Raw genomic sequence first — 17624 nt, 5'->3', positions numbered from 1 at the left:
AGGACGTCCGCCGGGAGGGCGGCCCTCAGCGCAGCACCTTGCGCAGCACCGCGCAGGGGCGGTCCAGCACCCGGTCCCTCCGGTGGCCGATGACCTCGTAGCCGAGGGCGGTCCAGAAGGCGAGGGCACCGGGGTTGTTGTCGAGGACGGCCAGCCGCAGGGCGTCCCGGCCCGCCTCGCGGAACCGGTCCTCGACACGCGTCGCGACGGCCCGCCCGTGCCCCTCGCGCTGCCGGTTCGCGTCGACGATCAGCAGCCCGATCCACGGGTCGGGGTCGGCCGGGTCCGGGTGGTGGGCGAGCGTGATCGCCACTCCGACGAGCCGGCCGGAACTCCGGGCGAGCAGGATCTCCACATCCGGGTTGCGCACCTCGTCCGCCAGCGCCACGGCGACCTGTTCGGCCCGGATGTCGTACGGGTCGGGGAAGTCGCCGCTGAGCGCGTGGTACGCGTGGTTCGAGGCGTACAGCTCGGCGAGTTCGGTGAGCACCGGGCCGGGGAGGTCGCGGTCGGGCGTGAGGGCGACGGGTTCGAGGATCACGCGGGGCAGGTTAGCCCTCCGGGTGATCACCGGGCGGGCCGGATCGCGGGCGGGGCGCCGGGCCCGCGGGGCAGCGGGGCCCCGCCGGGCCGCTCCTGCGGGCGGGGCGGCGGGCCGCGCGAACGGAGAGCCCCCGGTCCGGACGTGCCGGACCGGGGGCTCCTCGGGTTTCCGTCGGCCTTCGGGTCAGACGCTGACGCCGAAGTCCTGGGCGATGCCGGCGAGGCCGGACGCGTAGCCCTGGCCCACGGCGCGGAACTTCCACTCCGCGCCGTTGCGGTACAGCTCGCCGAAGACCATGGCCGTCTCCGTGGCCGCGTCCTCCGAGAGGTCGTAGCGGGCGATCTCGGTGCCGCCCGCCTGGTTCACGATGCGGATGTACGCGTTGCGGACCTGGCCGAAGTTCTGCGAGCGGGTCTCCGCGTCGTAGATCGAGACCGGGAAGACGATCTTGTCGATGTCGGCCGGGAGACCCGCCAGGTTGACGTTGATCGCCTCGTCGTCGCCGGCGCCCTCGCCCGTGCGGTTGTCACCGGTGTGGACGATCGTCTGGTCCGGCGTCTGCTTGTTGTTGAAGAAGACGAAGTGGCCGTCCGAGTAGACCTTGCCCTGGGTGTTGACGGCGATGGCCGAGGCGTCCAGGTCGAAGTCGGTGCCGGTGGTGCTGCGGACGTCCCAGCCGAGGCCCACCGTGACGGCGGTCAGGCCCGGAGCCTCCTTGGTGAGCGAGACGTTGCCACCCTTGGACAGGCTTACAGCCATTGTTGGGAGTCCTTCCCTCGTTTTGACGTGCGGTGCCGTGCGTGTGGTGCGTGTACTGCCGTGCCGTGCGGCCTGGCTGCGTGCCGGGCTTCGTACGGGACGAAGCTACCGTCACCCCTATGAACGCCGCGGGGGGTCCTCAGGGTTCCGCACCCCTTTACTTTCTTTACCCGGGCCCCGGAAGCCGCGACGGCGCGCCGAAAAGAGGGTGACGCGGAGCGTTCGGGCAGGCGACCATGGAGCCATGTCCGGTCCCTATGTCGTCCGCGGCTCCGTCTCCCTGCCCGAGGCCGAGCTCATGTGGCGTTTCTCGCGCTCCTCGGGGCCGGGCGGGCAGCACGTCAACACCACGGACTCCAGGGTCGAGCTGCGGTTCGACCTGGCGGGCACGGAGGCACTGCCGCCGGTCTGGAAGGAGCGGGCCCTGGCGCGGCTGGCGGACCGGCTCGTCGACGGCGTCGTCAGCGTGCGCGCCTCCGAGCACCGCTCCCAGTGGCGCAACCGCGAGACGGCGGCCGTCCGGCTGGCCGCTCTGCTCGCCGAGGCCAGCGCGCCGCCGCCCCGGCCCCGCCGCGCCACCCGGATACCCCGCGGGATCAACGAGCGCAGGCTGCGCGAGAAGAAGCAGCGGGGCGACACGAAGCGGGGGCGCTCCGGCCGCGACTGGGGCTGACCACGCCCGGCGGCCGGCCCGCCGGTACGGGGCCTCAGTCCGCGGTGCCTGTGTCCCTACGGGGCGGGGTGCGGGTGCGCGCCGCGCGGTGCCGGTGTCGATGCGGGGCATGCGCGAGAGGGTGCGGGTGCGCCTCCCGGTCAGCGTCTCCCCGGTCGCCCGGTTCCGTCCTTGGGCCCGTAGTTGTCCTGGTGTCCGAACCGGTTCGGGTCCCGCTCCGGCCCCGCCGCGCGGGGCGGCAGCCGCCGTATTCTGCCCGTCGCGCCTGAGCGGCAACCGCCGTACCCCGCCAGCCGTTGCCGTTGACGACGCCGTATCCCGCCAGCCGCGCCGAGCGGCAACCGCAGTACCTCGCCAGCCGTTGCCGGGCGGACACCGCCGTGCCTTGCCCGCGGCGCCTGAGCGGTGGCCCGCCCGTGCGCCTTCCCCCTTTCCCGTTCCCCTCACGTCCCCTCCCGTCCCGTCCCCCCTCCGTCCCCGGTTCTGCCCAGGGCGCCCCGTGCTTCGCCGGGCGTCGGTGGTGCCGGGGTTCGTGTGACCGGCCGTCACGCGGCGCCCGGACTCCGGGCCCGGGGCGATGCGCCAGGACCCGTTGTCCCGCGGGCCATGTTCAACTCGCCTGCCCGTCGCGCGTGTTTGCCCTTTGCGGTTCGTCAACTCACCGAAACGGCTCGGGGCAGGGCGGGGCGGCGGGTGTCCTGTCGAAGGGACCGGAGAAGCGCGGAGAAGGAGAAGTGCGGGGGAGCGGGCGGTTGCGGGAGATGAATTCCGACGCCGTGAGAAAAGGCCCGGGAAAAGCCGAAGGCGTCCGGGAAGGTGCGTACGAAACGCGTCGCGAAGGCGTGCGGAGCAGCGACCGGAACGGGCTTCCCGAGTAATTCCGAGCCGCCGCGAGGGAAGTGCGCCGCGGCCGAATGGGACGGGTGTCGCGGGGGACCGCCGGGCCGCCCTGTCCGGGGTGCCCGGCGAGCGATGCCCCGGTGACCGCGGCGGCCTCGGTGGCCGCGGTGGCCTCGGCGGAACCCGGGGGCTCGGCGGCCTCCGGAGCTCCTCCGCGCTGCCCGCAGTCCGCGCGGCCGGCGTCCAGAGTGCCCGCGCGCCTTCACAGTCGTACACGGCCGGCCGTCGCGAACGGGCAGCCCGGGGCCCGAACGGAGACGCCCGCGGGACCGGCGTGCGCGCCCCGGCGAGAGGGTCCGGACCGGTGACGGACATCACCCCCTCCGCGGGTCCGGCGCTACGCCAAGTGCCGGTAGCGGCCGCGGAAGTACGTCAGCGGGCCGTCCGGGGCGGCCGGGGCCGAAGCCGTCAGCACCCGCCCGATGACCAGCGTGTGGTCCCCCGCGGGCACCCGCTGCTCGGTGCGGCACTCCAGGGTGGCGAGGGCGCCCTCCAGCAGGGGCGCGCCGGACGCCGTCCCGCGTTCGTACGAGAGGTCGTCGAAGAGGAGGCGGTCGGAGATGCGGCCCTTCATGGCGAAGCGCCCCGCCGTGGTGCGCTGGTGCTCCGAGAGCACGGACACGGCCCACAGGGGCTGTTCGGCGAGCAGGTCGTCCATGCGGGAGCCCTCGCGGAGGCTGACCAGGACGAGGGGCGGGTCCAGCGAGACGGACATGAAGGAGGTCGCCGTCATGCCGACGTCCTCGCCGCTCGGCCCATCCGGATCGGGCTGCGCCTCGTGCGCGGTCACCAGGGCCACGCCCGCGGTCAGCCGGGACATGGCGGCGCGGAACTCGTCGTTGCTCACCCCATCAGCATGCACGGGTGGGGCGGGGGGAGCGGCAGGGTGGGTGTTCAGCACGGGAAGACGCTATTCTCCCGCCTCCGTGCGCCGCATCGGTCCAACGTCTTGCCCGGGTCCTAGGACCGATGGAGGAACCCCGTGGCGCCCGGAAGGGTCCCACACCGCGGCGCCCGCGGTGCCCTTACGAGGAGGTCGCACATCTCCCACAAATTTGCGTTCAGTAAACGCATCGCGAAAACACAGAAACTCTACTCAATTGTTCATCTTCGCTTGTGACTTGAGTCACAGGTGGCAGAATTTGTTGACCCTGTGTACCGGGTGGGCAGCGCGCTGTGATTCAGTGGCGGGGACGCTGCAACCAGTAGGCGATCAGTAGTGGATCAGTTGTGGATCAGAAGTGGATCGGTGCGCGGATCGGCAGGCCGGTCGATGCACGGATCAGTGGACGTGGCCGATGAGTGATCATCAAGCGATGAGTGGCGACGAGAAGCCTGGATAACTCTGGAGTCTGCTGTCGAGGTCTCGGGGAGAGCGAGCATGGAGACCGAGTCGGAGCCGTACGTCCGTCTTGCGACCCTGCGGCAGCTTCATCAGGTCATGGCCGACATGAACACGGCCCGCAGCCTGGCGGACACGCTGCAGACCGTCGCCGACGGCGTCGTGAACGGACTCGGCTACGAACTCGCCTGCGTGAACCTCGTACGCCCCGACGGTGATCTCGTGGTCGCCGCCTTCGCCGGGAACTCCGCCGCCGAGGCGCTCATCACCGGACGCGTCGGCTCGCGCGACTCCTGGGACCGCCGGCTCGGCATGGGAGAGTCGTGGGGCGACCTGCGCTTCATTCCCCACACCGAGGGCTGGGTCCTCGACGAGGACGACGTCCCGCAGTGGTACACCGACGGGCCCGAGCCGCGCTTCGAGGACGAGTGGCACCCCGCCGACCGCCTCTTCGCCCCGATGTACACCCCGGGCGTGCCGGGGACCTCCTACGGCGAGCTGATAGGCGTCCTGTCCGTGGACCGGCCGCGCAACGGACGCAAGCCCGGCGCGTGGGGCCGAGAGGCGCTCCAGATGTACGCCTTCCAGGCCGCGATCGCGATCAGCAACGCCCGGCTCAGGGCCAACATGCAGCGCGCGCTGGTCCGCCTGGAGCGGGAGCAGCAGGCTCTGCGCGCCAGTGAGGAAAGCTTCCGTCAGGCCTTCGAGTACGCGCCCTCCGGCATGGCCATCGCCGAGATGGGCGGCGACCAGCACGGGCGGATCCTGCGGACGAACGACGCGCTCTGCCGCCTGCTGGGCCGGCTCGCGTCCTCGATGCGCCGCTACTCCTTCTCCGACCTCGTCCACCCCGAGGACATAGGCACCCTGCTCCGGACCTCCGCCGAGGGCGGCCGGGCCGAGCTGAGGCTCTGCCGCCGCGACGGCACGTACGTCTGGGTGTCGCTGCGCAACAGCGTGGTCGCGGACGCCGCCGACGGGCCGCGCTTCCTGCTCACCCACGTCGAGGACATAGAGGAGCGCAAGCGCCGCGAGCTCCAGCTCGCCCACCGCGCCTCGCACGACTCGCTCACCGGCCTGCCCAACTCCGCCGAGCTGCGGGCCCGTCTCGGCGCCCGGCTGTGCGCGCGGCCCACGCCGGCGGAGCCCGGTGTGGTGGACACCATCGACGCGGCGTACGGGCAGGTGGTGGCCGAGCGCGCGGCGGGTGCCGGGTACGACGCGAACGGGCACGGCTTCGACCACCGGCCGTTCCCCGGCGCGTTCGACGGCTACGACCACCATGTGCACACCGTCGCCCCCGAGGGGCAGACGGACGACGGGACCAAGGGCCTCGCGGTCCTCTTCTGCGACCTCGACGGCTTCAAGTCGATCAACGACCGCTTCGGCCACAACGCGGGCGACGCGGTGCTGATCGAGGTGGCCAGGCGGCTCGGCGGCGCGGTGCGGGACGGCGACACGGTCGCGCGGCTCGGCGGGGACGAGTTCGTGGTGCTCGCCGACGGGCTCGGCCGGGCCGACGCGCAGGATCTCGCGGTGCGGCTGCGCAGCGAGATCATCCAGCCGATCCGGGTCGACGGCCGGGCGGTGCGGGTCGGCGCGAGCTTCGGCATCGGCTGGGCGCACTGCGGCATGACGGCGGACGAAGTCCTGCAGTCGGCCGACGAGCGGATGTACGTAGAGAAACGGTCTCGTCCCAAAGCACACCGGCGCGCGGGCTGATCCGCAGGTCAGGGAAGCGGTGCGATCCGAGTCACCCGTTTGGGGCAGCGGGAGCGGGTAGGCTCGCCTTTCGTTCCCCCGTACCGCATCTGAACCGCACCCGAGGAGACCAAGGGATGACGCCCGGCAGCAACGGCGCGAGCACGCCCGAGGACGACGACCCGTTCGGCTACCTGTACGCCGACGGTCAGGCCAATGGCGCCCAGCCGCCCTCCGGCGGCGGTGGCTACGGCTACCCGGGCTCGGTCAACCGGGTGCGGCCCGTCGGCGAGCGCCAGTACGGCCAGCAGTCCGCCGCCCCGACCGCCCAGTACGGGCAGCAGGTGCCCCAGCAGCAGGGCACGTACGGCCAGCCGGCCGTGAACCACACCACGGCCGACAGCTACTCCGCGGGCGCGCCCACGACGTACCAGCCGATGCCCGACAGCGGCTCCGGCGGGGGCGGCGGCCGGGGTCGCGGCCCCAACACCAAGGGGCTGCTGATCGGCGCGGTCGCCGTGGTGGCCGCGGTCGTCATCGGGATCGGCATCGCCATGCTCGGCGGTGACTCGGACGACGACAAGAGCGGCGACACGGCGGGCTCGACCCCGCAGGCCTCCGAGAGCGCCGAGCCGAGCAGGTCGGCGACCAAGGGCGCCGAGGAGGAGGCCGAGCTGCCGAAGATCGACGCCAAGGCCCTGCGCCTGGAGGGCGGCACGGTCACGGACACGCAGTTCAAGGGCGCGGACGCGGCCGGCGGTGTCTATGTGACGGGCTTCAACCAGGTCGGCGCCAAGGTCGTGTGGACCGTCGACGGCATCGCGAAGGCCGGGTCGTACCGGCTGGACGTGCGGTACGGCATCCCGGGGGTCGACGCCAACGCGACCGTCGTGGTCAACAGCAAGCCGAACACCGCCCCGCTGAACATGAAGAACTTCATCCCCGAGGCGCAGGCCCCGAAGGGCGACTGGGAGAAGGGCTGGCAGACGACCTGGGCGCCGGTCAACCTCACCAAGGGGACCAACATCATCGAGATCGCCTGCGCCGACGGCAACAAGTGCGACGCGGTGCTCGACCAGCTCTCGCTCAGCAAGCTCAAGGGCTAGCGCCGCCCGCGGCCGGAGCCGCGGTACTTCCGGGACACGGCGGGAACGCCGTGTCCCGTTCGTCGTCCGCCCCGGGTCCCGCCCCCGGAGCCCGCTCCGGGTCCCGCGAGGGGCCGTACGCGGACCGCTCTCAGGCGGCGACGTCCTCGCCCGTCACCGAGACCTTCCCCAGCAGGTCCTCGTACACCGCGCGGTCGAACTCGCCCGCCACCGGGGCCAGTACGGTCGCGGTGGACAGGGCCACGGCGCGGGCCAGGCGGTCCGGCCACGGCAGGTCCTCGACCAGGCCCGACAGCAGGCCCGCCACCGCGGAGTCGCCGGCGCCGGCCGGGTTGCCGCGCACGGGCCGGGGCGGTGACGCGCGCCAGTGCCCCTCGGGCGTCCGGGCGAGCAGCCCCTCGGCGCCCAGTGAGGCCACGACCGCGTGGGCGCCGCGGCGGCGGGCGTCCCGGGTGGCCTGCGCGGGCTCGTGGGCGCCGGTGAGTTCGGCGAGTTCCACGGCGTTCGGCTTGACGATGTCGGGGCGTGCGGCGACCCCGCGGCGCAGCGGTTCGCCGCTGGTGTCGAGCAGTACCGGGACCTGGGCGGAGCGGGCCGTGCGGACGAGTCCGGCGTACGCGCCGACCGGCACCCCGGGCGGCAGGCTTCCGCACAGGGCCACCGCGGAGCAGGAGCGCAGCAGGTCCTCGTACGCCTCGCGGAAGGCCGACCACTCGGCGGGGGCTATCGCCGGGCCGGGCTCGTTGAGGTGCGTGGTGGCACCGGTGGCGGTGTCGACCACGGCGATCGTGCGGCGGCTCGTCCCCGCCACCGGGACCAGCGCGTCCACGACACCCGCGGTGCCCGTGAGCTGGTCCTGGAGGGCCCGCCCCGTCACCCCGCCCGCGAAGCCGGTGGCGGTCACCCGGTGGCCGAGGGCCGCCAGCACCCGGGCCACGTTGAGGCCCTTGCCGCCGGGCCGTTCGAGTACCTCGGTGACCCGGTGCGAGGCGTGCGGGCGCAGCCCTCGCACGCGGTACGTGATGTCGAGAGCGGTGTTCAGCGTGACCGTGAGGATCACCCGGGCCGACCTCCCCCGATGAGAACGCGCTTGTCTGTCCGGAGGCCCGATCATGTCAAACGCAACGGTGGTCGGCCCAGTCCCCCTGGCCGACCACCGCAGGCAACAACTGGAGCAATCAGCGCAGTTGGGGCGCAATCGCCGGAGGTTCGACGAGCCATTCGCCCCGGCGCATCACGCCCTTGACCTCGAACGCGGCGTCGAGGACCACGAGGTCCGCGTCCTTGCCCGGCTCCAGGGAGCCCACCCGGTCGTACAGGCCCAGCAGCCGGGCCGGATTGGCCGAGACCGCCGCGACGACGTCCTCGACGGGCAGCCGGTCCACGGTCACCGCCCGCTTGAACGCCCGGTCCAGGGTGAGTGTCGACCCGGCGATCGAGCCGCCGTCCACCAGTCGTGCCACTCCCTCGCTGACCTCGACCTCCAGCGGGCCGAGCATGTACCGGCCGTCGCCGAAGCCCGCCGCGTCCATGGCGTCCGTGATGAACGCCACACGGTCGCCGCCCGCGTGGTGGAAGGCCAACTGGAGGGAGGCGGGGTGCAGATGGGTGCCGTCGTTGATCAGCTCGACCGTGATCCGCTCGTCCTCCAGCAGGGCCGCGATCGGGCCCGGGGTGCGGTGGCCGAGCACGGGCATCGCGTTGAAGAGGTGCGTGGCCACGGTCGCCCCCGCGTCGATCGCCTCCACCGTCTGCTCGTACGTCGCGTCCGTGTGGCCGATCGCCGCGATCACGCCGTGCTCGACGAGCAGGCGTACGGAGTCGATGCCGCCCGGCAGTTCGGTGGCGAGCGTGACCATGCTGGCCCGGCCGCGGGCCGCGTCGATCAGTTTGCGCACCTCCGCCGGGTCGGGGTCGCGCAGCAGTTCCTCCGAGTGGGCGCCCTTGCGGCACGGCGAGATGAAGGGGCCCTCGAAGTGGATGCCCGCGATGTCGCCCTGCTCGGCCAGTTCGGACAGCAGCCCGGCGCGCTGCGCGAGGCCGTCCATGTCGCCGGTCACGGTCGAGGCGACGAGGGTCGTCGTGCCGTGCGCCCGGTGGGTTCCGATGCCCCGGAGGACCTCGTCGACCGATCCCGAGGTGAAGGACGCGCCGCCGCCGCCGTGGTTGTGCATGTCGACGAAGCCGGGGACCAGCCAGTGTCCGGAGAGATCGGTCGAGGGGGCGTCCGCGGGAGCGCTCCCGGCGATCCGCGTGCCGTCGACGATCACCCGGCCGCCGTCCACGACCCCGGTGGGCAGTACCACCCTGGCACCGGCGAGCACGTTGCTAGTGGCCATCAGGCGGTTACCTCCGAGGGGGCGGTGGGTGTGGTGGACAGCAGGTCCCAGGCGAGCAGCCCGGCACCCCGGCAGCCGGCCGTGTCCCCCAGGACCGCGGGGACGACGGACGGCGGTTTCTGGAACGTGAGGCGTCGCCCGACGGCGGCGCGCAGGGGTGTGAACAAGGTTTCCCCCGCCTCGGCGAGACCGCCACCGATGATGAGGGTGCGGGGGTCCAGCAGAGTGAGAGCGGTGACGAGCCCGTCGGCGAGCGCGTCGACGGCCTCCTGCCACACGGCTTGTGCCCGGGGGTCCCCGGAGCCGACGGCCTTCGCGCAGCCGGCGGCGTCCGCGTCGGGGTCGCCGGACGCGGCGGCCCAGGCCTCGCCGACCGCGGCGGCTGACGCGTACCGCTCCAGGCAGCCGCGCTGTCCGCAGGGACAGGGCACCCCGTCGCGGCGTACGACGATGTGGCCGATCTCGCCCGCGAAGCCGTGCGCGCCCGCCTCCACGCGGCCCTCGATGCCGATCGCACCCGCGATGCCGGTGCCGAGCGGTACGAAGAGGAAGCGGTCGGAGCCCCGGCCCGCACCGATGCGGCCCTCGGCGAGCCCGCCGGTGCGCACGTCGTGGCCGAGGGCCACCGGGACTCCGTGCAGGCGTTCGCCGAGCAGGTCCCGCAGGGGTACGTCGCGCCAGCCGAGGTTGGCCGAGTAGGCCGCGATCCCGCGGTCGGAGTCGACGATGCCGGGCACCGCGACGCCGGCGGCCGCGGCGGGTGCGCCGAAGTGCCGCTCGCCGTGCGCGCGCAGGTCCGCCGCGAAGTCGAGGACCGACTCCACCACGGAGTCCGGGCCGCGCTCGCGGCCGGTGGCGCGGCGGGCCTGGTGCAGCAGCTCGCCGTCCGCCCCCACGAGGGCGGCCTTCATCCCGGTGCCGCCCACGTCCAGGGCGATGACATGTCTCACGGAGTACAGTGTCGCCCCTTACCCCACGAGAGGTCTAGTCCACTTACGTGGTGTAGACCTTACAGCGAAATTGCTAATCGAAATCCTTGGATCGCACGAGCGAATCCACGGACGCGACGACAGGGTTGGGGACGGCAGCGGTGCAGCGGAGAGTGACAGGTCTGATAGCGGCGGTTTCCGCGCTGGGCATGACGGCCACCCTCGGCGGCTGCGGCGGCTCCGACGAGCCGGAGGACGTCACGCTCAGGCTCGTGGCCGCCGACTACGGGGACTCGAGGGCGAACAGCTCCCAGAAGTACTGGGACGCCCTGGCCGCGGCGTACGAGGCGAAGCACCCCGGCGTCACGGTCGAGGTCGACGTCCACTCGTGGAACGACGTCGACGCCGAGGTCAAGAGGATGGTCGACCGGGGGACCCCGCCCGACATGGCGCAGATCGGCACGTACGCCGACTACGCGGCGGAGGGCGACCTCTACCGGGTCGGGGACCTGCTCTCCATCGAGACCCAGGCCGACTTCGTGCCGCAGCTCGCCGAGGCGGGCGAGGTCGACCGGACCCAGTACGGGATGCCGTTCGCCTCCTCGACGCGGCTGCTCTTCTACAACAAGAAGCTCTTCGCGGACGCCGGCCTCACGCCGCCGCAGAGCTGGGGCCAGCTCGCCGCCGACGCGCAGGCGCTCAAGGCGCGCGGCGTGAAGTACCCGTACGCGCTGCCGCTGGGGCCCGAGGAGGCCCAGGCCGAGACCATGATGTGGCTGCTGAGCGGCGGCGACGGCTACACCGACACGGTCGGCTCCTACGCGCTCGACTCCGAGCACAACGTCGACACCTTCACCTGGCTGAAGGAGGAGCTGGTCGAGAAGGGCCTCACCGGACCGGTCGCCCCCGCGAAGCTCGACCGCGCCAAGGCCTTCGCGGCGTTCGCCCGCGGCGAGGTCGGGATGCTCAACGGGCACCCCACGCTGATGCGGGCCGCCGCCGCGAAGGGCGTGAAGTTCGGCATGGTGCCGGTGCCCGGGATCAACGGGCGCTCCAAGGCCACCATGGGCGTCGCCGACTGGATGATGGCGTTCAAGAAGAACGGGCACGCGAAGGAGATCGGCGAGTTCCTCGACTACGTGTACAGCGAGAAGAACGTGCTGGCCTTCTCGCACGCGTACGACCTGCTGCCCGTGACCACGTCCGCGTCCGACGCCATGGCGGCCGACAAGGACGACGCCGACCTCCAGGGCTTCCTGAAGGAACTGCCCAACTCCGAGCTGTACCCGGTGGACAAGACGTCCTGGGCCACGGTCAGCGCGGAGATCAAGCAGCGCGTGGGCAAGGCCGTGAGCCCCCAGGGCAGCCCGGCGGCCGTACTCGGGCAGCTGCAGCGGGCGGCCGAAGCGGCGGACAGCGGGCGGTAGCGCCCGCCGGGCCGGCCCCGCTGTCGGCGGCACGCGCTACCGTGCGGACATGGACGACGAGGAGCTGACACCGCTGGAGCGGAGCGTCCTCGCGCTGGAGCGCCGGGGATGGCCCACGCCGGGCGCCAAGGAGCGCGCGGTCCGCGAGGAGCTGGGACTCGCGCCCGTCCGCTACTACCAGCTGCTCAACGCCCTGCTGGACGCACCCCGCGCCCTGGCCCACGACCCGGTGACGGTCAACCGGCTGCGGCGCGTGCGCGAGGTCCGGCGGGCCGAGCGCGAGGGCTGAGCGGGCTTTCCCGCTCTTCCGCCGCGGCCCGCACGGGTGATGCGGATAGGGTCGCGGCATGGCCAGTCACTCCGACTCACCGTCGATGCCGCGTCCCGTGACCCAGGCGGGCCGTGACGGCCTCGACGCCATCCTCGCCCGGCCCGGGAGGGCCGTCCTCGCCTTCGACTTCGACGGCACGCTCGCCCCGATCGTCCCCGACCCGGAACAGGCCCGCGCCCACCCGGGCGCCGTGCCCGCGCTGGCGGCCCTCGCGCCGAAGGTGGCGTCCGTGGCCGTCGTCACCGGACGGCCCGCCGGGGTCGCGGTCCGGCACGGCGGCTTCGCCGGCGTCCCCGGGCTGGAGCACCTCGTGGTCCTCGGCCACTACGGCGCCGAGCGCTGGGACGCCGTCACGGGCACCGTCCAGGCTCCCGCCCCGCACCCCGGGGTCGCCGCCGTCCGCGCCGAGCTCCCCGGCTTCCTCGACGACCTGGGCGCCTGGCGGGGCGCCTGGATCGAGGAGAAGGGCAGAGCCGTCGCGGTCCACACGCGCCGGGCCCAGGACCCCCAGGCCGCCTTCGAGGCCCTGCGCGCGCCCCTCGCGGAACTCGCCTCCCGCCACGGCCTGATCGTCGAGCCGGGCCGGATGGTCCTGGAGCTGCGCCCGTCGGGCATGGACAAGGGCGTCGCCCTCGGCGAGTACGTCCGCGAGGCCGCCGCAGGCTCCGTCCTGTACTGCGGCGACGACCTGGGCGACCTGCCGGCCTTCGCCGCCGTCGACAAGCTCCGCTCCGACGGCGTGCCCGGCCTGCTCGTCTGCAGCGGCAGCTCGGAGGTGGCCGAACTGGCCGACCGCGCCGACCTCGTGGTCGACGGCCCCGCCGGAGTCGTCCGCGTGCTGGAGGCGCTGGCGGCTCAGCTCGGCTGATCGAGCGCCCGCAGCTGGTCCAGGAACCACTGGGCCGGCGGCAGCGCGGTGGCCGCCGCGGCGAGCCGCTTCGTCCGCTCCGCCCGCTCGTCCAGGGGCATCGTCAGCGCCCGGTGCAGGGCGCGGGCGGTGCCGGAGACGTCGTACGGGTTCACCGTGAGCGCGTCGTCGCCCAACTCCTCGTACGCGCCCGCCTCCCGGGACAGCACCAGGACGCAGCCGTCGTCGGAGACGACCGGGACCTCCTTGGCGACCAGGTTCATGCCGTCCCGGATCGGGTTGACGAGGGCCACGTCCGCCAGCCGGTACGCGGCGAGCGAGCGGGCGAAGTCGTCCTCGACGTGCAGCACGACGGGGGTCCAGTCCTCGGTGCCGTAGCGGGAGTTGATCTCCTCGGCGACCCGCCGCACCTCGGCCGTGTACGCGCGGTAGACGGCGAGGTCCTGCCGGGACGGGTAGGCGAACGCCACGTGCACGACGCGTCCGCGCCACTCGGGCTCGTCGTCGAGGAGCTGACGGAACGCCAGCATCCCGCGGACGATGTTCTTGGACAGCTCAGTGCGGTCCACCCGCACGATCGCCCTGCGGCCCTCGCCGATCTGCTCCCGCAGCGCCGCCATCCGCTCGTCGACGTCCGCCCGGTGCGAGCGCTCGCGCAGGAAGTCCGCGTCCGCCCCGAGGCCGTGCACCCCGATCCGCGTCCCGGAGGGGATGCCGGGCCCCAGCACGGCGTGGCAGCAGTCGGTGAACGCGTCCGCCCAGCGCCGAGTGAGGAACGCGGCCCGGTCCGCGCCGAGGATGCCGCCCAGGAGCTGGGCCGCGATGTCGTCGGGGAGCAGCCGGAAGTAGTCCGGCGGCGCCCACGGGGTGTGCGAGAAGTGCCCGATGCGCAGATCGGGGCGGAGCTCCCTGAGCATCCGCGGCACGAGCGCCAGGTGGTAGTCCTGTACGAGGACCGCGGCACCCTCGGCGGCCTCCTCGGCGAGCGCCTGCGCGAACGCGTGGTTGTACGTCTCGTACGAGGCCCACTGCCGGCGGAACCCGGCGTCGAAGACCGGCTCCAGGGGCGTCTGGTAGAGCATGTGGTGGACGAACCACAGCACCGAGTTCGCGATCCCGTTGTACGCGTCCGCGTGGACCTGCGCGTCGACGTCCAGCATCCGCACCCCGGGCTCCGCGACCCCGCGCCTCACCGCCTCGCGGTCCCCGTCCCCGAGGGCCGAGCAGACCCACAGCGCACCCGCCTCGGGCCCGATCGCGGAGAGCCCGGAGACCAGTCCGCCCCCGCCGCGCCGCGCGCTCAGTCCGCCGGAGTCGTCGAGCGCGTAGGAGACGGGGCCGCGGTTGGAGGCGACGAGGATCGGGGCGCCTTGGGTGGAAGCCATGCCTCGGAATCTAGCCCGGCCTCCATGCGCTCAAACGTTCCTATCGGCCGTATACAGCAGGCCGGAGTCCGGTACGGCCGGTGCGGGCCGGGCCCGCCGGGGGTGCGTGGCCGACCCGCCGCGCGGCCCCGCGGCCCGGCCCTAAGCGGCCCTGCGCCGCGCGTACTCCTCGATCTCCGCCATCGGCGGCCGCTCCTCCACGTCCACGGAGTACGTGCGCGGCTCGAAGCCCCGCTCGCCCCGCTCGAACTGGGTGATCCTGGGCCGGATCAGATGCCCGCGGGCCAGCCGGAGCTGGGCGGTGCGGTAGATCGCGGCGGACATGCGGCCCAGCGCCTGCCCGTCCTGGTGTCGGTGCCTGCGGACCCCGACGTCGACCTGGGCCAGGGCGTCCAGGCCGACCAGGTGCAGGGCGTCGACGAGCATGCCCAGCTCCACGCCGTACCCGACGGGGAACGGCAGCTGCTCCAGGAGCGAGCGGCGGGCCGCGTACTCCCCGCCCAGGGGCTGGACGAAGCCGGCCAGTTGGGGCCAGTGCATGTTCAGCAGCGGACGGGCCATCAGCTCGGTCACCCGGCCGCCCTGGCCCGCGGCCGAGCCGAGCGGGCGGTCGTACATCGCCTTCACCAGGTCCACGCCGGGGTCGGTGAGCAGCGGTCCCACGATCCCGGTGACGAAGTCGGCCGAGAACTCCTTCAGGTCCGCGTCGACGAAGGCCACGACGTCCCCGCGGGTGACGAGGAGCGAGCGCCACAGCACCTCGCCCTTGCCGGGGACGGCGGGTATCCGGGGAAGGATCTCGTCCCGGTGCACCACGCGGGCGCCCGCGTCGGCGGCGACCTCGGAGGTGCGGTCCGTCGAGCCCGAGTCGACGACCACGACCTCGTCCACGAGCGGCACCTTGGCGGTCATCAGCTCACGGCGGATCACGGAGACGATCTCGCCGACGGTCTCCTCCTCGTCGAGAGCGGGCAGTACGACGCTCACCGTGGAGCCGGTGGACCGCTTCGCGGCGATGAGCTTCTTGAGCGGGCGGTCCTCGACGGACCAGGAGCGCGTGCTCAGCCAGCGCTCGACGTCTTCCAGCACGTGCGGCTCTCCCTTGCGATCATTGGGATGCGTGTGCCCGCCGCGGCAGCGAAGGGGGGTCGCTGTCATCTCGCGGTTCGGACGGCTCTCTCCACCATCCAGGCCTTCGGTTACAGTCTTGAACAACGCTGATGACCATCGCATGTCGGGGGTCGTTGAGCAGACAACCAAATACTGACAACCGAATACCGCTCATCCAGAGGGGCAGAGGGACACGGCCCGTTGAAGCCCCGGCAACCCTCCAGCCGGTCTCGTTCTGATCATTGCCGATCAGCCAGCGAGGCTCCCGGCTAGGGAAGGTGCCAAATCCGTCTCACGGCGAAGTGCGTCGTGAGGAAGATGAGGAGAAAGGGCCTCGCCTCCATGGCTGCGCAGACAGTTGCAAGTACCACGAACACCGTGACCTCCCCCGATTCGGCGCCCTCCGTCGACCTCGGCCCCGCGGCGGCGCTCTCCTGCCGCGAGTGCGGCCACCGCGTGCCGCTCGGCCCGGTCTTCGCCTGCGAGGAGTGTTTCGGCCCGCTGGAGATCGCGTACGACTTCTCGGCCTACGACACCGAGGAACTCCGCAAGCGCATCGAGGCGGGACCGGCGAACATCTGGCGCTACGCGCCGCTGCTGCCCGTCCCCGCGGACGTGGCCGACAAGCCCAACATCAACCCCGGCTGGACCAAGCTCGTGCAGGCCGACAACCTGGCCCGCGAGCTGGGAGTCACCGGCGGCCTGTACGTGAAGGACGACTCCGGGAACCCGACGCACTCCTTCAAGGACCGTGTCGTCGCGCAGGCCCTCGAAGCGGCGCGCGCCTTCGGCTTCACGACCCTGTCCTGCTCCTCCACGGGCAACCTGGCCGGCGCCGTCGGCGCCGCCGCCGCCCGCGCGGGCCTGCGGTCCTGCGTCTTCATCCCGCACGACCTGGAGCAGGGCAAGGTCGTCATGGCCGCGGTCTACGGCGGCGAGCTCGTCGGCATCGAGGGCAACTACGACGACGTGAACCGCTTCTGCTCCGAACTGATCGGCGACCCGGCGGGCGAGGGCTGGGGCTTCGTCAACGTCAACCTCCGCCCGTACTACGCGGAGGGCTCCAAGACCCTCGCGTACGAGATCTGCGAGCAGCTCGGCTGGCGGCTGCCCGACCAGCTCGTCGTGCCCATCGCCTCCGGCTCCCAGCTCACCAAGATCGACAAGGGCCTCAAGGAGCTGATCGAGCTCGGGCTCGTCGAGGACAGGCCCTACAAGATCTTCGGCGCCCAGGCCGAGGGCTGCTCGCCGGTGTCCGTCGCCTACAAGGCGGGGCACGACGTCGTACGGCCGCAGAAGCCGGACACCATCGCCAAGTCGCTCGCCATCGGGAACCCGGCGGACGGCCCGTACGTGCTGGACATCGCGCGCCGCACCGGCGGTGCCGTGGAGGACGTGAACGACGAGCAGATCGTCGACGCGATCAAGCTGCTCGCGCGCACCGAGGGCATCTTCGCGGAGACCGCGGGCGGTGTGACCGTCGGCGTGACGAGGAAGCTGATCGAGAACGGCCTGCTGGACCCGTCCCTGACGACCGTCGTCCTCAACACCGGCGACGGCCTCAAGACCCTGGACGCGGTGGCCTCCGACACCGGGCTCACCGCGACCATCCGACCGAGCCTCGACTCCTTCCGGGAAGCCGGGCTCGGTTCCTAGCGGTCCTTGCGGTCCTTCCGGGCTGCGGGCCGGTGGGGCCGGTCCGCAGCTCCCCCATCGGCCCCGCACGGGGCGCACCCACGAACCAGACCCGACGGAGGTCCCCATGAGCGTCAACGTCCGCATCCCCACCATCCTGCGCACCTACACCGCTGGCAGGGCCGAGGTGGCGGCCGAGGGCGGGACCCTCGCCGAGGTCATCGCCGACCTGGAGAAGAACCACACCGGGATCGCCGCCCGAGTCCTGGACGACCAGGGCAAGCTGCGCCGCTTCGTCAACGTGTACGTGAACGACGACGACGTGCGCTTCGAGCAGGGGCTGGAGACGGCGACGCCGGACGGCGCGGGCGTGTCGATCATCCCGGCCGTCGCCGGCGGCTGAACCGGCCTTTCGGCCGCTGATCGCTACCGTCGGTAACGCCGAATACGCTGAGTTCATCGAATTGCCCTCTCCGTGAGAGAAACGGAGGGGGCAATTCTGCATGGTTGAGCGGGGTACAGTTGGGGAAGCTGCTTCGCTCCGCCTGATGAACCGATATGAGTTCCCGCCCGAA

The 17624-nt window shown here is 72.5% G+C and carries 16 protein-coding genes and 1 riboswitch; of the genes, 8 read left to right on the top strand and 8 right to left on the bottom strand.

Annotated features, from left to right (window positions below; genetic code table 11):
- Nucleotides 1-25: 25 nt before the first annotated feature.
- Entirely contained in the window at nucleotides 26-541 is a 516-nt protein-coding gene (locus IE265_RS06215) for a GNAT family N-acetyltransferase (protein ID WP_190034332.1), read from the bottom strand.
- Nucleotides 542-727: 186 nt separating this feature from the next.
- A complete protein-coding gene (locus tag IE265_RS06210) occupies nucleotides 728-1303 on the bottom strand; it encodes a TerD family protein (protein WP_190034331.1) in 576 nt (191 codons plus the stop codon).
- 244 nt (nucleotides 1304-1547) lie between these two features.
- On the opposite strand from IE265_RS06210, the gene arfB reads away from it, so the two are divergent.
- Nucleotides 1548-1976 carry an alternative ribosome rescue aminoacyl-tRNA hydrolase ArfB gene (gene arfB / locus IE265_RS06205; protein WP_190034330.1) on the top strand — a complete coding sequence of 143 codons (429 nt, stop codon included), beginning with the start codon at nucleotides 1548-1550 and terminating at the stop codon, nucleotides 1974-1976.
- Nucleotides 1977-3213: 1237 nt separating this feature from the next.
- Here the strand turns inward: arfB and IE265_RS06200 are convergent.
- Nucleotides 3214-3696 carry a flavin reductase family protein gene (locus IE265_RS06200; protein ID WP_190034467.1) on the bottom strand — a complete coding sequence of 161 codons (483 nt, stop codon included), beginning with the start codon at nucleotides 3694-3696 and terminating at the stop codon, nucleotides 3214-3216.
- Nucleotides 3697-4257: 561 nt separating this feature from the next.
- Here IE265_RS06200 and cdgB point away from each other — a divergent pair.
- The gene (cdgB, locus tag IE265_RS06195) at nucleotides 4258-5940 is read left to right on the top strand and encodes a diguanylate cyclase CdgB (RefSeq protein ID WP_190034329.1); all 1683 of its coding nucleotides are present in this window, start codon (nucleotides 4258-4260) and stop codon (nucleotides 5938-5940) included.
- 116 nt (nucleotides 5941-6056) lie between these two features.
- Entirely contained in the window at nucleotides 6057-7025 is a 969-nt protein-coding gene (locus IE265_RS06190) for a carbohydrate-binding protein (protein WP_190034328.1), read from the top strand.
- Between the two features lie 130 nt (nucleotides 7026-7155).
- Here the strand turns inward: IE265_RS06190 and IE265_RS06185 are convergent, their stop codons facing one another.
- The 3 genes from IE265_RS06185 to IE265_RS06175 form a co-directional block, all read right to left on the bottom strand.
- Nucleotides 7156-8085, bottom strand: a complete 930-nt coding sequence (locus IE265_RS06185; RefSeq protein ID WP_190034327.1) for a 1-phosphofructokinase family hexose kinase — start codon at nucleotides 8083-8085, stop codon at nucleotides 7156-7158.
- Between the two features lie 118 nt (nucleotides 8086-8203).
- The gene (nagA, locus tag IE265_RS06180) at nucleotides 8204-9364 is read right to left on the bottom strand and encodes an N-acetylglucosamine-6-phosphate deacetylase (protein WP_190034326.1); all 1161 of its coding nucleotides are present in this window, start codon (nucleotides 9362-9364) and stop codon (nucleotides 8204-8206) included.
- Nucleotides 9364-10314 (bottom strand): ROK family protein, encoded by a 951-nt coding sequence (locus tag IE265_RS06175; RefSeq protein ID WP_190034325.1) that lies wholly within the window; start codon nucleotides 10312-10314, stop codon nucleotides 9364-9366. Before IE265_RS06175 ends, nagA begins: the two co-directional genes overlap by 1 nt.
- 140 nt (nucleotides 10315-10454) lie before the next feature.
- On the opposite strand from IE265_RS06175, the gene IE265_RS06170 reads away from it, so the two are divergent.
- The 3 genes from IE265_RS06170 to otsB are packed head-to-tail and all read left to right on the top strand — an operon-like array spanning nucleotide 10455 to nucleotide 12919.
- Nucleotides 10455-11720: an ABC transporter substrate-binding protein gene (locus tag IE265_RS06170; protein WP_444545240.1), complete on the top strand. Its 1266-nt coding sequence runs from the start codon at nucleotides 10455-10457 to the stop codon at nucleotides 11718-11720.
- A 49-nt stretch (nucleotides 11721-11769) separates the two neighbouring features.
- Nucleotides 11770-12009 carry a DUF3263 domain-containing protein gene (locus IE265_RS06165; RefSeq protein ID WP_190034324.1) on the top strand — a complete coding sequence of 80 codons (240 nt, stop codon included), beginning with the start codon at nucleotides 11770-11772 and terminating at the stop codon, nucleotides 12007-12009.
- A gap of 58 nt (nucleotides 12010-12067) precedes the next feature.
- Nucleotides 12068-12919 carry a trehalose-phosphatase gene (otsB, locus tag IE265_RS06160; RefSeq protein WP_190034323.1) on the top strand — a complete coding sequence of 284 codons (852 nt, stop codon included), beginning with the start codon at nucleotides 12068-12070 and terminating at the stop codon, nucleotides 12917-12919.
- Here otsB and IE265_RS06155 read toward each other — a convergent pair.
- Nucleotides 12907-14304, bottom strand: coding sequence for an alpha,alpha-trehalose-phosphate synthase (UDP-forming) (locus tag IE265_RS06155; protein ID WP_190034322.1), 1398 nt, complete (start codon nucleotides 14302-14304; stop codon nucleotides 12907-12909). The genes otsB and IE265_RS06155 overlap by 13 nt on opposite strands.
- Before the next feature lie 141 nt (nucleotides 14305-14445).
- On the bottom strand, nucleotides 14446-15393 hold the full coding sequence (locus IE265_RS06150) for a glucosyl-3-phosphoglycerate synthase (RefSeq protein WP_190034321.1): 948 nt from the start codon (nucleotides 15391-15393) through the stop codon (nucleotides 14446-14448).
- Nucleotides 15394-15582: 189 nt separating this feature from the next.
- Nucleotides 15583-15739: riboswitch (SAM riboswitch) on the top strand.
- A gap of 17 nt (nucleotides 15740-15756) precedes the next feature.
- Between IE265_RS06150 and thrC the strand changes: the two genes are divergently transcribed.
- Together thrC and IE265_RS06140 are read left to right on the top strand one after the other, a co-directional pair.
- Entirely contained in the window at nucleotides 15757-17070 is a 1314-nt protein-coding gene (gene thrC, locus IE265_RS06145) for a threonine synthase (protein ID WP_190034320.1), read from the top strand.
- A gap of 106 nt (nucleotides 17071-17176) precedes the next feature.
- A complete protein-coding gene (locus tag IE265_RS06140; RefSeq protein WP_190034319.1) occupies nucleotides 17177-17452 on the top strand; it encodes a MoaD/ThiS family protein in 276 nt (91 codons plus the stop codon).
- Nucleotides 17453-17624: the final 172 nt, after the last annotated feature.

The organism is Streptomyces fructofermentans (assembly GCF_014651055.1).
Lineage (GTDB): Bacteria > Actinomycetota > Actinomycetes > Streptomycetales > Streptomycetaceae > Streptomyces > Streptomyces fructofermentans.
The sequence above is the reverse complement of the archived record's forward strand: the minus strand, read 5'-3'. Positions and strand labels throughout refer to the sequence as shown.